Origin of the sequence: Mesorhizobium sp. M0954 (assembly GCF_040319155.1) — a bacterium.
Lineage (GTDB): Bacteria > Pseudomonadota > Alphaproteobacteria > Rhizobiales > Rhizobiaceae > Mesorhizobium.
Map to the genome: position 1 here is coordinate 1 of NZ_JAMYNR010000058.1, position 13,989 is coordinate 13,989.

Here is a 13,989-nt window from a genome sequence, read left to right on the forward strand (position 1 = left end):
CGACATCTGCCGAAATCCGAAATCCCCATAGCCATCGCCTGTGGCCCGCGGGTTCCTTCCTCGGGGACTTTCGTACGCCTGCCGGCGCCCGAAACTCTTCACGACAGCGGAATGGCGGCTTTTGGCGTCCGAAGAACGATAGCGGACGTTCAGCGGGTGGGTCCGGCCGCAGCAAACTTGAACTGGCCATTCGCAACCCCGTAAACAGTCTCCATGACAGCGAGGCGCTGGCGGGACGTTCGGCGTAGCAAGTTTTGCGCTCGCTACCTACGCAAATTGGGCGTATCGTGGCATATCGTCTGTTGCTAATAAATGAGCCGGCGACTGAGAGCGCAAGACTCTCGCATCGGACTAGGCGCGCTAGGTTCCACAACTACTCGTCGCGCTCACCAGACCATCTGCCTCTGCTGAAACCTCTTTTCCTCGGTTCCGGCCAGTATTGCTTTTGCCAATCGGAAGAGGAGCGTTCTGATGCAGATCATCCAAACCCGCCGCCGGTTCCTAGCCGGCGCTGCAATGGCAGGCGCTGCCGGTATCGTCGGTGTTCCAGGGTCACTCCACGCGGAACCGCCGTTGGAAACGACCACGGTTCGTCTGCCGCTGTGGGTCGGTAGTTCCTACTGTTGGGCAGGTGCGTACATCGCCGGAGAACTGATGCGCGCCGAGGGTCTTACCGATGTCCGCTACATAGAAGGCGACAGAAGCGTCAACCAATCGGTATGGATCGCACGCGGTGAGACCGATTTCTCCGTGAACTTTGCGCCGAACCAGGTCGCGTCGATCGCCGCCGGCGTGCCGATCAAGGTGCTGACCGGCTTGCACTCGGGATGCCTCGAACTGATCGCCAAGGAGAGCATTCGCAGCGTCACGGATCTGCGGGGCAAGAGAGTGGGCGTGAACGGTTTCAACAACTCGCGGCACGTGTGGCTGTCCCTCATGTCCGCTTATGTCGGACTCGATCCAGTGAACGATATCCAATGGGTCTTGACTAACGACGTCAAGCCGACGGAACTCTTCGTCGAAGGGAAGATCGACGCATTCCTCGGGACGCCGCCCCAGCCGCAGGAGCTGCGCGCCAAGAAGATCGGCCACACGATCCTCAACAATGCCGTCGACCGCCCGTGGTCGCAGTATTTCTGCTGCATGATCTCGGCCACGACGGACTATGTGACAAGATACCCGGTGGCGACCAAGCGGGTCTTGCGATCCATCCTCAAGGCCGCCGACCTCTGCGTGTCAGATCCCGAAAGTGTGGCCCAGCAGATGGTCGATCGCGATTTTGAGACCAGCTATGACTACGCGCTCCAAACTCTGAAGGACATTCGGTACGACCGCTGGCGGGAATTCGATCCCGAAGACTCCTTGCGGTTCTACGCACTGCGCATGCAGGAGACCGGCATGATCAGGTCCAGCCCACAACAGATCATCGCCAACGGAACGGACTGGCGCTTCCTCGACGAGTTGAAGCGTGAGCTGAAAACCTGATCCCATCTGGTCTCGAGGGGAGACGTAGACATGCAAATCATTCAGAGCCGCAGGCGCTTCCTGGCCGGCCTGACGGCTGCCGGCACCGCAAGCCTCGTCGGCGCTCCAACTCGAGTTCTTGCCGAGCCAGGGCCGGAGACCACACGCATTCGCTTGGCCAAGATCCCTAGCATCTGCGTGGCGCCACAGTATGTTGTAGAGGACCTGCTGCGCGCTGAGGGCTTCACCGAGGTTGCCTATGTCGCGGCAGGCCCCGGTGCGGCCACGGCCTCCGCGGTGGCGAATGGCGAGATCGACTTTAGCCTCAACTTCGTGACAAATTCGATCGTCGCCTTGGACTCCGGTGCGCGGCTCACTCTGCTCGGGGGCGTCCATCCCGGTTGCTTCGAGCTGTTTGCCAAGCACGGGATCGACAGCGTCGTCGATCTGAAAGGCCGGAACGTCGGCGTCCAGGGGCTCGGTTCGGGGCCGCATCTGTTCCTCGCCAGCATCGCCGCCTATGTCGGGCTCGATCCGGCGCGCGACATCAACTGGGTGGTGGACCCGGCGGTCAAGCCCAAGGAGCTGTTCGCGCGGGGCGAAATCGATGCATTCCTGGGCTTTCCGCCGGACCCGCAGGAATTGCGGCGCAGCAAGGTCGGGCACGTGATCGTCAACAGCACAGTGGACCGACCTTGGTCGCAATATTTTTGCTGCATGCTGTCCGGCAACAGCGATTTTGTGGCCGCGCATCCGGTTGCTACCAAGCGGGTGCTGCGCGCCATCCTCAAGGCCGCGGATCTATGCACCGCCGCGCCGGCCTTGGTTGCCGAGCGCTTGGTCGCGGGCGGATTCGCCAGCCGCTACGATGACGCGTTCGCAGCGATCAGCGAGTTGCCCTACCGGAAATGGCGGGACTACGATTCAACTGACACCGTCCGCTTCTATGCGCTGCGGCTGAAGGAAATCGGTTTGATCGGGTCCACACCCGACAGGATCATCGCCAACGGAACAGACTGGCGCTTCCTCAATGAGCTAAAGCGAGAGCTGAAGACGTAGACCTATCGCCAATACGCGTTGCCTTTTCAAGGGAAGGAGAGACTCGTGCAGATTGTCCAGAACCGTCGCCGTTTCCTTACAGGCCTGTCTGCGCTCGCAGCCGCGGGTCTTGCAAAGGGCCGCAACGCGGCCGCCGCCGAAGCGGCACCTGAAACCACGACCGCCCGCTTTGCGGCGGCGCCTGGTATCTGCATCGCTCCGCAGTACGTCGCCGAGGATCTGATCCGCGCAGAGGGGTTCTCAGATTTCGGCTTCGTGGCCGCCGAGGCCGGTATCGCCCAGACCGAGATGCTGGCGCGCGGGGACATCGACTTCGGCATTGACTTTGCCACGGCCCTAATCATTCCGGTCGACACTGGCGCACCGATCAAGGTGATCTCCGGAGTGCATGTCGGCTGCTACGAGTTGTTCGGACGCGAGGACATCAAGAGCATCGCGGATCTCAAGGGCCGCAAGGTCGGCGTCGGCGGCAATCTATCGTCGGATCCACATATCTTCGTCAGCGCCATGGCGACCTATGTCGGCCTCGATCCGCAACGCGACATCGAATGGATCGTCGGCGAGGCAAAGCCGGCGGAGCTCTTCGCCGATGGCAAGGTCGACGCCTTCCTGGCTTTTCCGCCTGAGGCTCAAGACCTCCGCGCCCGCAAAGTCGGCCACGTCATCCTCGACAGTTCCAAGGACCGACCGTGGTCGCAATATTACTGCTGCATGCTGGCGGTCAACGCCGCGTATGCCGAGAAAAATCCAGCCGCCACCAAGCGGGTCATCCGGGCGATCATCAAATCGGCCGACATCTGCGCGGCTGAACCGGAACGGGTGGCACGCCTTCTGGTGGATCGCGGACACACCGAACAATACGACTACGCTTTGCAGTCGCTCCGCGAGCTCCCATACTCTAACTGGCGCGACTTCGATCCCGAGGACACGATGAGGTTCTTCTCGCTGCGGCTGCATGAAGCCGGGATTGTCAAGTCGAGCCCAAACGAGATCATCGCGAACGGCACGGATTGGCGCTTTTTCAACGAGGTCAAGCGCGAGATGAAAGGCTGAGTCTGCTCGTGCCGAGGGAGAGGAGACGTGACATGGAGATTGTCCAGAGCCGCCGCCACTTCATGATGGGCCTGTCGGCGGTCGGCGCCGCGGGTCTCGTCAAAGTGCCGACATCGGCTCATGCCGAGCCGGCGCCAGAGACCACGACAGTGCGTTTGCCAAGGACGTTCCGCGCCCTTTGCGAAGCACCCAAGAATATCGCCGGGGAGTTATTGCGGGCCGAAGGGTTCACCGATGTACGCTACATAGACTTGGCCGCCGACTCCGATCCGTTCGCGATGCTCGCAAACGGCGAACTGGATTTCGCCACCGACTTTCCGCCACCGCACATCATGGCGATCGAGGCCGGCATGCCGATAAAGGTGGTCACCGGCCTGCACTCCGGCTGCCTCGAACTGATCGTCAACGAAAGCATTAACAGCATCTCCGACCTCAAGGGCAAGAGGGTGGGCGTGTTCGCGCTGACGTCAGCTCCGCACATGCTCGTAACCCTCATGGCCGCCTATGTCGGTCTCGATCCCGCCACCGATCTCAAGTGGGTCGCGAACCCGGATGTCAGCTCGATGCAACTATTTAACGAAGGAAAGGTCGATGCCTTTCTGGCGGTGCCACCCGAGCCGCAGGAGCAGCGCGCCCGGAACGTCGGCCACACAATCCTTAATACGACCGTCGACCGGCCATGGTCGCAACACTACTGCTGCATGCTTGCCGGCCGCGCGGACTATGTCGACAGACACCCGGTGGCGACCAAACGCGTGCTGCGAGCCATCCTCAAGGGCGCCGACATCTGCGTGTCGGATCCGCAACTGGCTGCGCAACTATCGGTCGACGGCAAGTTCACCGATCGATACGACTATGCATTGGAGGGCTTGCGAGGAGCGCGCTACGACGTGTGGCGGGAGTTCGACCCCGAAGACACGATGCGCTTCTACGCACTGCGGATGAACGAAGTCGGCTTCATTGAGGCCGGCCCTAACAAGATTATCGCCAACGGCACGGATTGGCGCCTCCTCAACGAGATCAAGCGCGAGATGAAAACGTGAGCGAGTGGCCGGCGCGCATCTTGGTGCTGGCGCTGATGGCCGGGCCGGCACACGCGCACGACGCGCGGCACGACGAGCGCCTGCCGACGATCGGACAGGCGCCGGACTTTACCTTGGTATCGCAGGATAGTGTGCGCGTGTCGCTGCACGACTTTCGCGGCAAGGTGGTCGCCGTCTCATTCATCTATACGCACTGTACCGACGTCTGCCCCATGCTGACCGCCCATATGGCCAGCGTGCAGGAGGAGTTGGGTAATGCGTTCGGACCCCAAATCGCCTTCGTTTCGATCACCGTCGACCCGGAGCGCGACACCCCCGATGTTTTGAAGGAATATGCACAGAATTTTGGCGCCGATCTGAAGGGCTGGTCGTTTCTTACCGGTGATCCGGCGATTGTCCATGAGGTTGGACGGAAATACGGCGTCATCGCGAAGAAAACGGTGAACGGAGATGTCGACCATACCTTGCTGACGTCGCTCGTAGACCCCAATGGCATCTTGCGAGTACAGTATCTTGGCGTCCGGTTCGACTTGGAGGAGTTCCGGGATGACCTTGTCAGCCTCTTGGACGAATCCAAATAGCATAACGAACCGGCTCGTTGGCTGGGTTGCCCGGCTGCCGGCGCGCGTCCAGACCAAGCTCTTGATCGCGTTCCTGTCGATCGTCGGCCTGCTGATCGTGCTCGGGGCCGTCGGGTTGCAGGTGCTGAGTGGGGTCAACGATCAGACCAACGAGCTGATCAAGCTGCAGCGCAGGATCGCGGCCTATCGCCAGGTGCAGCACGATACGACCACCCAGCTCTACGGCATCTCCACCGCCCTGTTGCTTCAGGACAACCGGATGCTGGATGGGGCGCTGCGCCAGCTCAACCAGTTTGGCTATGACCTCGACCGCATGGAGTTCGTCGCTGAAACTGAGGCGGAGGTGCTGGGCCAGGTCCGACAGGAATACGAACGGCTCGCGGCCGGCGTGACGCGTGTCGCGGAGCTCTTCCGCGCCGGTCGCACGGACGAAGCGCGCAAGGTTCAGCTGGACGAGATCATGCCGTCGGCCGACCGCCTCGAGCGGCTGACGAACCAGTTGGTCAACATGGCCGAAGCCGACATGGTCGTGGCCATCGAAGCGAGCGAGGGGGCGTACGGCACCTCCCAACTGGTCGTGGTTGCTTTCGCTGTGGGCAGCATCCTGCTCGCGCTTGCGCTTGGCTACATAATCTCATGGTCGTTGATCGAACCGGTCAAGAAGATCGAGACGCGTCTCAGTCAAATAGCGGCCGGCGACTTCGCCCAACACGTTGCCGTCGCCAATCGCGACGAACTTGGAGTGCTCGCCGCTAACGTCAACCAGACCTCCGACCAGCTGGGGCGCCTATATCAGGAGATTGAGACGCGCACCCAGCAGCTCGACGAGGCCCTTCAGCAGCAGACAGCCACTGCAGATGTTCTGAAGGTCATCAGCCGCTCTACCTTCGATCTACAGGTCGTGCTCGATACGTTGGTGGAATCGGCTGTCAGGCTCTGCCGTGCCGACAAGGGTGGTATCGTGCAGTTGTTGGATGGCGTATTCCGCTATGTGTCGACGCATGGCTACCCGCCCAGTTTCCGCGCTTATGTCGACGCCAATCCACTTCCAGCGCTTGCCGCAGGCCGAGGCTCCGCCGTAGGGCGCGTAATCGAAGAACGTCGGATCGTGCAAATCGAAGACGTGACCGCTGATCCGGACTACCGCGTGGCCCTGATCGCTGAGGCAGGCGGGTTCCGCACCGTCCTCGCTGCCCCGCTGTTGCGGGAGGGTGATCTCGTAGGCGTATTCGTCATGACCCGGGTTGAGCCGCAATCTTTCAATCCCAAGGAGATCGCGCTCGTCGAGACATTCGCCGACCAGGCGGTGATCGCCATCGAGAATGCGCGGCTCTTCGAGGCGGTGCAGTCACGAACGCGCGAGCTTGCCGCGTCTGTTGGTGAGCTCGAGGCGCTTGGTGAGGTGAGCAAGGCGGTCAATTCGACGCTGGATCTCGACACGGTGCTGAAAACAATCGTCGCCAAAGCGGTCCAGTTGTCGGAGACGGATGCTGGCACCATCTACGTGTTCAGCAGCACGCGGCAGCAATTCCGTCCGCGCGCAAACTTCGGTATGAGCGATGAGCTTATCGCCGCAGTCTCACACCAGACGATCGGGCTGGCCGACATGGGGATCGGCGACGCACCCGGGCGCTGCATGCCGGTGCAGTTTCCCGACCTCGGCCAGGAGACCTCATCCTTCCTTGTAAGAAAGACGATCGTCGATGCCGGATATCGCGGTATCCTGATCGTTCCGCTGCTGAGGCCCAACAAGATCGTAGGTGCACTGGTCGTCAGGCGCCACAAGCCAGGTGCCTTCCATGAGCAAGTCGTCCACCTGCTGGAGACCTTCGCAGCCCAATCGGTGCTCGCGATCCAGAATGCCATGCTGTTCCGCGAGATCGAGGAGAAAGGCCGGGAGCTGGAGACCGCCAGCCGCCACAAGTCCCAGTTCCTCGCGAATATGAGCCACGAGCTCAGAACACCGCTCAATTCGGTCTTGGGCTTCACAGAACTGCTGGTCGACGGCATCTACGGCGAACTTCCGGACAAGGCAAAGACGACCGTCGCGCGTGTGCAGGCAAACGGCCGTCATCTCCTCGGGCTCATCAACGACGTACTCGACCTTTCGAAGATCGAAGCCGGTCAGCTCACGCTGGCGATCGAGGACTACTCCGTCGCGCAGATTGTTCGATTAACCGTTACGGCTGTCGAGCCGCTGGCACGAGCGAAGGGTCTTGAGCTTTCAACGACTGTTGCCGAAAACCTTCCAATCGGCCGCGGGGACGAACGCCGTTTGATGCAGGTCCTGCTCAATCTTGCAGGCAATGCCGTCAAGTTCACCGAAACGGGTGCGGTCGACATTCTTGCCGGCGCGGTAGACGGACATTTCGAGATCACCGTCCGGGATACAGGTCCCGGCATCGCGTCCAAGGACCAGGGTCTCATCTTCGAAGAATTCCAGCAGGTCGACAACAGCAGCACCAGGCAGAAGGGTGGCACAGGTCTCGGCCTGGCGATCACAAAGCGCATCGTCGAAATGCATGGTGGGACCATAGACGTCGAGTCCGTGCTCGGGTCAGGATCGACATTCCGGCTGAAGATACCAATCCGGGTGAATGAGGAAGTGAGGGCCGCATGAGCAAACGAATCCTGATGGTGGAAGACACCGAGGACAACCGGCAGATCATCCGCGATCTCATCGCCACCACCGAATACGAGTTGATCGAGGCGGCGGACGGTGCCGCCGGCGTCGCTGCTGCTGCGGCCGAGAAGCCAGACCTGATCCTCATGGACATTCAGCTGCCGGTAATCGACGGGTATGAAGCGGCCCGCCGTATAAAGGCCGATCCGGCGCTGCGGCACATCCCGATCATTGCCGTCACATCCTATGCATTGTCGGGCGACGAGGCGAAGGCCCTTGCTGCAGGGTGCGATGGCTACATTGCCAAGCCATTCAGTCCGCGCCAGCTGCTCGCCGAGATTCGTCAGTTCCTTTCCTGAGGGGAGACGGTACCTTGCACGATCCGCCTCGCATTCTCGCGGTCGACGATACCCCGGAGAACCTTGAGATCCTTCGCATGCGGCTCGAGGCGAATGGCTACGAAGTGGTGACTGCCGCGGATGGTGAAGAGGGGCTTGGTAAGGCCCGCGATCTCACGCCGGATCTGATCCTGCTCGACATCATGATGCCGAAGCTCGACGGCATCAGCGTGGTGCGTATGCTGAAGCAGGATCTCTCGCTGCGATCGATCCCGGTCATTCTTGTCACCGCGAAAGCCGACACGCGCGATGTGGTCGAGGGGCTGGACGCCGGGGGCGATGACTATTTGACAAAGCCCTTCGAGCACCAGGCGCTGTTGGCGCGGGTGCGCTCGATGCTGCGCCAGAAGGCGCTTCACGATACCGTCGCAAGCCAAGCCGTGCAGCTTTCCGATTGGAACCGCTCGCTCGAGCAGACCCTGGCGGAGCAGGTGATCGAGATCGAGCGAATGGGCCGGCTCCGGCGTTTCCTGCCCGAGCAAGTCGCGGACCTCATCCTTGCGGCGGGAAATGGCGACACGCTTCTGCAAAGTCACCGTCGCGACGTGACCGTCGTTTTCTGCGATCTACGCGGCTTTACAGCCTTCGCCGAGACTGCCGAACCTGAGGAGGTGATGGCGGTTCTTGGCGAATACCACGCCTGTCTTGGTGAACAAATCGTCCGCTACGAGGGAACTCTTGAGCGATTCGTGGGCGACGGTATCGTCGTCGTTTTCAACGATCCACTGCCCTGCGCCGACCATACGGAGAGAGCCGTCCGCATGGCTGCGGCGATGCGTGATGCGATTGACGAGCATTCAGAGCAATGGCGCAAGCGCGATCACTTGCTCGGCTTCGGAATCGGCATCGCCCGAGGCCATGCAACCATCGGGCGGATCGGTTTCGATCAGCGCGCCGATTATGCAGTGATAGGCACAGTGTCGAACCACGCCGCCCGATTATGCGAGGAAGCCAGGCCAGGCCAGATTCTCGTCAGCCAGCGGGTCGTTGGTGCCGTCGAATCCCTGGTTGAGTCCGTCGCCGTTGGCGAACTGACGCTGAAGGGCTTTCGCCGACCGATGCCTGCCTATGAAATTGTGCGGTGGATCGGCCGGCCCAGCTAGGGATCACTGTGCCTAATGAGATAGATCGCCTCCTGCGCTGAATGGGCCATACAATGATGCGGGCAGCTAGACCGATCAGCGATCGGACGGCCTTTGAGCTCCATGGCCGTTGCTCCCTATTCGCCTCGCTCGGGGAAACTTCCCAACGTCAGCTCGCAAGGCACGTTACAGATACCTGGTTGGCTTCTTTCAAGCCCGGTCGCCACAAGGCGCGACAGGAGTTTCCGGAAGTCCAGCCCAACCTATGAACAGCGCCTGGACAAGATGGCCGTAGCGGATGGGTGCAGCGTCTGTGGCGCAAGCCAGCCCTCTGCCAACGCGAACTTTGGACCCGATCCAGTCGTCACGTGGGATGAACTCGAACGTCTCGAATTGGTTCGAGAAGGCGCCTTTTGGCAACTACCCGACGATCCGTTTTGTCAGCGCCCTGGAAGGTACGAGGGTTCCGTAAAGGGCTTGGCCCTGGCTGAGAGCATTGCCCTCGCCACGAACGTTGACAAGGCGTATGGTCGTTAATCGTTGGCTGAAAGCGTTCTTGGCCAGCGACTGAAGAACGACAAGACTCCCGCCTTTATACAGGGCGTGCTCCAACTCGCGATTACTCGGCGCGCTCACGCATTGTCCGTCCTCTATTGGGGTCATTTGGTTGATTCCTAGGGATGATCAATTTGCCAAAGGAGCGTCCCGATGAAGCTAATGCAGAATCGTCGCACATTCCTGACCGGCCTGTCGGCGATCGGCGGTGCCGGGCTCTTCAATGTTCGCACATCCAGTGCGGCCGGGGAGCCTGCTCTGGAAACGACAACCGTCCGCTTGGGGCAGTGGGTCGGAGGCGCTTACTGTTGGGCGTCCATCTACCTTGCCGGAGAACTTCTGCGCGCCGACGGTTTCACCGATATCCAATATGTCGAAGGCGACACCCACGTCGACAATTCCAAGTGGCTCTCCGCCGGCCTGATCGATTTCGACATGAACATGCCGTCGATGCACATTAGGTCCATCGACGCCGGCGTGCCGGTCAAAGTGCTGATCGGCGTGCATTCCGGCTGCTTCGAACTGATCGGCAACGACAGCGTCCGCAGCATCAGGGATCTGCGGGGCAAGCGCGTCGGGGGAGGGTCGGTGGAGTCGCATCCTCACATCCTGACGGCCCTCATGGCCAACTATGTCGGGCTTGATCCGGTGCACGATATCGAGTGGGTGGAGGGAGAACAGGCCCCCATGCAAATGTTCATCGACGGCAAGGTCGATGCCTACATGGCAGGTCCGCCCGAACCGCAGATCCTGCACGCCCGGAAGATCGGCCATACGATCGTCAACAACGGGACCGACCGCCCGTGGTCGCAATACTTTTGCTGCATGGTTGCCGGCAATGCGGACTACGTGAGCAGATACCCGGTCGCGACGAAGCGGGTGTTGCGCGCCATTCTCAAATCCGCTGACCTGTGCGCTTCTGATCCGTCGTTGGCGGCACAGCAGCTCGTCGACCGAGGCTTTCTACCCAACTATGACGAAGCGCTTGGGACGCTGAACGGTGCTCAGCACGACAAGTGGCGCGTGTTCGACGCCGAAGACAGCGTGCGCTTCTATGCGCTGCGCATGCAGGAGACCGGCATGATCAAGTCGAGCCCGCAACAAATCCTGTCCAACGGAACGGACTGGCGTTTCCTCGAGGAGCTCAAACGCGAGTTGAAGGCCTGAGACCCTAGCAGACGCAGTCACGCCTTGGCGCTGGTCATAGCGCGGGCGAGTGAGCACGACGCGCCGAAGGACGAGCGCCTGCCGACAATCGGAATGGCTCAGGACATCACGTTGACATCGCAGGACGGGACGCGCGTGTCGCTGCGCGATTTTCGCGGCGACCAACGCGGCCCGATGGTGGCAGCAACCAGCCTGCAGATATTAGTTGTCTCTGGAGGACTGCTGTTTCGTGGGAGCAGCCGTTTCCATCAACAGCAACCACACGGCAACAAATGTCGCAAACGTGAGCGCCATTCCGCTGGCGACCTCCATCTTGGCCGCAACGACGGTGCTAGCCGTTCTCGACTGCGGCACTGCGTTGGTCGCTTGCTCCAGGAGGCGACATTCCGGTGTTATCAGAACGTTCGTGATTCGGGGCCTACCTACCGAAAATCGCACACTTCATCGAATCTGCGGCTGGGGTTTGGGAAGGAGAGCGTCATGATTGGCCCGCCGCTGCCTCGTGTGGGACAATTGGCGGCGCCGCAACCCACGCCCTCTGGCACTCGGCATTGCGCTGATTGAGGGACAACATGCTGCGCGTCGCATCCGACCGGCTGAGGCCGGTCATGGCACCACGTCGATCAGCGCCGGAATTCCGCTGAAGACATGATAGACGGTCCAGGACCGATCCGCCTCGACGCGGCGGCCATATTGACGGTCCGCGAAGTCGCGTCCCGATGTCCCACCCTCATTTTCCCAGACCGCAAGCCCGGCGGCGTTGCACTGCCGATCGGTTTCGTTGCTACGGGCACTCATGGCGTTGGCCTTTCCTCATTGATCGCTTCCGTGGCCAGAACGCCGGAATAGAGCGTTGCGCCCTTCGCGTCGGCGATCGTCATGGCGTCCGGCCGCTGCGGCATGTTCAAGGTTTTGGCCAAAAGCCTGGCGATCTCGAGCGCATGGTCGAGGTTGGCCGCTTGCGCCGTCTCGCGCCCGACCACGGCATGCGCATCGTCCGAGGTTCGGGTGCGATAGAATTCGATCACGATCTTCATCGTCATCCGTGCCCGTGTCGCTACGTCAGTTCTTGCCCTTGCCGCGCCGGGCATTGATATCGGCTGCAACTCTGGTGTGGGCGCCGAATACGCTTTCAGGCTTGGGCGGGACCTTCTCCTGCGTCGGGTTCCCGATCTTCCGGCTAAACCATTTCTGTCCCTTTGACACGTTCGAAGATCCTTTCGATGAGCGTTGTGCTGTCACCGGGCGAAGTGTCGACCGGTTCGAGACTGTCCTGCATCGCCACCCGTTCATGAAGTTCGACGTCGCTGCGGATGCGGTACTGCAGCGAATTTCCGCTCGGCGGGAGCCTTGCTGTGACGCGGTAGATTTCCGCGGCCTTTGGAAACGTGCCGATGCCGCTCTTCAGCCGGACAGCTTGTCCGACGGCAAAGAGATGCGTTGCGGCTTCGCGGCGGACTGGGCGTGCGTTGCGTTGCATCAGGGTTGTGGTTCTCATGATTGTCTCTCGTCCAGCTCCAGCGAGGCTTGAAGCAATGCCGGTTCGATCGGCACCATCTGCTGCGTAGCACCGCTCGCGGTGATCGCCGGAGGTGAATGAAGGTGGCCACGCGGCGCCATGCGATCTGGGAAGTCCCTTCGAGGGCCTCCTCGTCATGGTCAACCCGATACTCTCCGGGCGGTTGCGGTGTATCAAAGCCGGGCAGCGAAAACGCCGACTTGAAGCGAACGACTGTATTTGTGGTGCGGCTGGTCATGAATTGCGGCTTTCCGCGGAAACGGGCGGCTGCGCCTTTCCGTATCAGTCCCACTCGAACCGCCGGGACGATGCCCGACGGCTGCCAGTACATCCGTGGTCAGCGTCGGTTTCATTCCAGGATCCGAACGGAACGAGATGTGCGCCGGACCGGCGCATGCACTCATTTTCGAGAATTCGGTGGTGAATGGCGGGGCTCTGACACAAAGCCAACTCGACCCAAATCAACAAGTTTTACCTATGCGCCTCAATTGAGTTCCAAACAAGGTCGCGGCCTCCTTTATTTGATCTTTGAAATAATAACCCGCATCCGCGAAATTCAAGCCGGCACAAAGTTTTCCTCACATCCGAACGAATTTCTGGCGTCTCGAATTATATCATTCGAATTCTTGGCCATTGGCCAGAAATAATTCTGGCACTCCTATCTATCGAGTGCCAACGCGCCTATATCAGGGGTAGCGGCCGCCTATGCTGGCCCCAGAAAGAAGTTCCCCATGAAATTCCGGCCACTCCACGATCGCGTCGTCATTCGCCGCGCCGAAGGCGACACCAAATCCAAGGGCGGCATCATCATTCCCGACAATGCCAAGGAGAAACCACAGGAAGGCGAAGTGATCGCCGTCGGCCCGGGCGGACGCGACGAGAATGGCGCGCTTGTTCCGCTCGACGTCAAGGCCGGCGACCTGATCCTGTTCGGCAAATGGTCGGGCACGGAGGTCAAGATCTACGGCGAGGACCTTCTGATCATGAAGGAGGCCGACATCATGGGCGTCATCGACAAAGCTGTCGAAGCCAAGAAGGCCGCCTGACTGGAGCGGCGCGTGTCCCTCAAGGCGCGCAAAGGTCGCTCCAGTATTTGAAAGAACAAGCGCAGCGCGTTCCGCGCGGCGACCGTTCCACTCCAAATTCGACGGGATAAAAAATGTCTGCCAAGGAAATCAAATTCTCCACCGACGCCCGCGACCGCATGCTGCGCGGCGTCGAAATCCTCAACAACGCCGTCAAGGTGACGCTCGGCCCCAAGGGCCGCAACGTCATCATCGACAAGGCCTACGGCGCGCCGCGCATCACCAAGGACGGGGTGACGGTGGCCAAGGAAATCGAACTTTCCGACAAGTTCGAAAACATGGGCGCGCAGATGGTGCGCGAAGTGGCCTCGAAGACCAACGACCTTGCCGGCGACGGCACCACCACCGCCACGGTGCTTG

At 60.8% G+C, this 13,989-nt stretch carries 14 protein-coding genes and 1 pseudogene; 11 read left to right on the top strand and 4 right to left on the bottom strand.

All coding sequences use genetic code 11. From position 1 onward, the window contains the following. The first annotated feature begins 471 nt into the window (after window positions 1-471). The 9 genes from NKH93_RS33585 to NKH93_RS33625 all read left to right on the top strand — a co-directional run bounded on the left by NKH93_RS33585 (window position 472) and on the right by NKH93_RS33625 (window position 11,025). The gene (locus tag NKH93_RS33585) at window positions 472-1,485 is read left to right on the top strand and encodes an ABC transporter substrate-binding protein (protein WP_352542839.1); all 1,014 of its coding nucleotides are present in this window, start codon (window positions 472-474) and stop codon (window positions 1,483-1,485) included. A gap of 30 nt (window positions 1,486-1,515) precedes the next feature. Then, the gene (locus NKH93_RS33590) at window positions 1,516-2,523 is read left to right on the top strand and encodes an ABC transporter substrate-binding protein (RefSeq protein WP_352542840.1); all 1,008 of its coding nucleotides are present in this window, start codon (window positions 1,516-1,518) and stop codon (window positions 2,521-2,523) included. Window positions 2,524-2,568: 45 nt separating this feature from the next. Then, complete coding sequence (locus tag NKH93_RS33595; RefSeq protein WP_352976210.1) at window positions 2,569-3,576, top strand: ABC transporter substrate-binding protein; 1,008 nt, start codon at window positions 2,569-2,571, stop codon at window positions 3,574-3,576. Between the two features lie 32 nt (window positions 3,577-3,608). Further along, window positions 3,609-4,619 carry an ABC transporter substrate-binding protein gene (locus NKH93_RS33600; RefSeq protein WP_352976213.1) on the top strand — a complete coding sequence of 337 codons (1,011 nt, stop codon included), beginning with the start codon at window positions 3,609-3,611 and terminating at the stop codon, window positions 4,617-4,619. Next, window positions 4,616-5,200 (top strand): SCO family protein, encoded by a 585-nt coding sequence (locus tag NKH93_RS33605; RefSeq protein ID WP_352819248.1) that lies wholly within the window; start codon window positions 4,616-4,618, stop codon window positions 5,198-5,200. Before NKH93_RS33600 ends, NKH93_RS33605 begins: the two co-directional genes overlap by 4 nt. Then, on the top strand, window positions 5,166-7,820 hold the full coding sequence (locus NKH93_RS33610) for a GAF domain-containing protein (RefSeq protein ID WP_352922518.1): 2,655 nt from the start codon (window positions 5,166-5,168) through the stop codon (window positions 7,818-7,820). Before NKH93_RS33605 ends, NKH93_RS33610 begins: the two co-directional genes overlap by 35 nt. After that, window positions 7,817-8,182, top strand: coding sequence for a response regulator (locus NKH93_RS33615; RefSeq protein WP_352748615.1), 366 nt, complete (start codon window positions 7,817-7,819; stop codon window positions 8,180-8,182). Before NKH93_RS33610 ends, NKH93_RS33615 begins: the two co-directional genes overlap by 4 nt. A gap of 14 nt (window positions 8,183-8,196) precedes the next feature. Next, complete coding sequence (locus tag NKH93_RS33620; protein WP_352922520.1) at window positions 8,197-9,324, top strand: adenylate/guanylate cyclase domain-containing protein; 1,128 nt, start codon at window positions 8,197-8,199, stop codon at window positions 9,322-9,324. Window positions 9,325-10,011: 687 nt separating this feature from the next. Continuing rightward, the gene (locus tag NKH93_RS33625) at window positions 10,012-11,025 is read left to right on the top strand and encodes an ABC transporter substrate-binding protein (RefSeq protein WP_352922522.1); all 1,014 of its coding nucleotides are present in this window, start codon (window positions 10,012-10,014) and stop codon (window positions 11,023-11,025) included. A 606-nt stretch (window positions 11,026-11,631) separates the two neighbouring features. On the opposite strand, the gene NKH93_RS33630 is transcribed toward NKH93_RS33625, so the two are convergent. From NKH93_RS33630 to NKH93_RS33645, 4 genes and pseudogenes are all read right to left on the bottom strand, one after another. After that, a complete protein-coding gene (locus tag NKH93_RS33630; protein ID WP_352542958.1) occupies window positions 11,632-11,823 on the bottom strand; it encodes a hypothetical protein in 192 nt (63 codons plus the stop codon). Beyond that, on the bottom strand, window positions 11,820-12,062 hold the full coding sequence (locus NKH93_RS33635) for a hypothetical protein (RefSeq protein WP_352542957.1): 243 nt from the start codon (window positions 12,060-12,062) through the stop codon (window positions 11,820-11,822). Before NKH93_RS33635 ends, NKH93_RS33630 begins: the two co-directional genes overlap by 4 nt. 143 nt (window positions 12,063-12,205) lie before the next feature. Next, entirely contained in the window at window positions 12,206-12,523 is a 318-nt protein-coding gene (locus NKH93_RS33640) for a hypothetical protein (protein WP_352542956.1), read from the bottom strand. After that, window positions 12,520-12,782: pseudogene (locus tag NKH93_RS33645) on the bottom strand (hypothetical protein). The gene NKH93_RS33640 and the pseudogene NKH93_RS33645 overlap by 4 nt, the downstream one beginning before the upstream one ends. 493 nt (window positions 12,783-13,275) lie before the next feature. On the opposite strand from NKH93_RS33645, the gene NKH93_RS33650 reads away from it, so the two are divergent. Beyond that, window positions 13,276-13,590: a co-chaperone GroES gene (locus NKH93_RS33650; RefSeq protein WP_352542955.1), complete on the top strand. Its 315-nt coding sequence runs from the start codon at window positions 13,276-13,278 to the stop codon at window positions 13,588-13,590. A gap of 113 nt (window positions 13,591-13,703) precedes the next feature. Continuing rightward, the coding region (locus NKH93_RS33655) for a TCP-1/cpn60 chaperonin family protein (protein ID WP_352976219.1) at window positions 13,704-13,989 on the top strand (286 nt) is incomplete at its 3' end.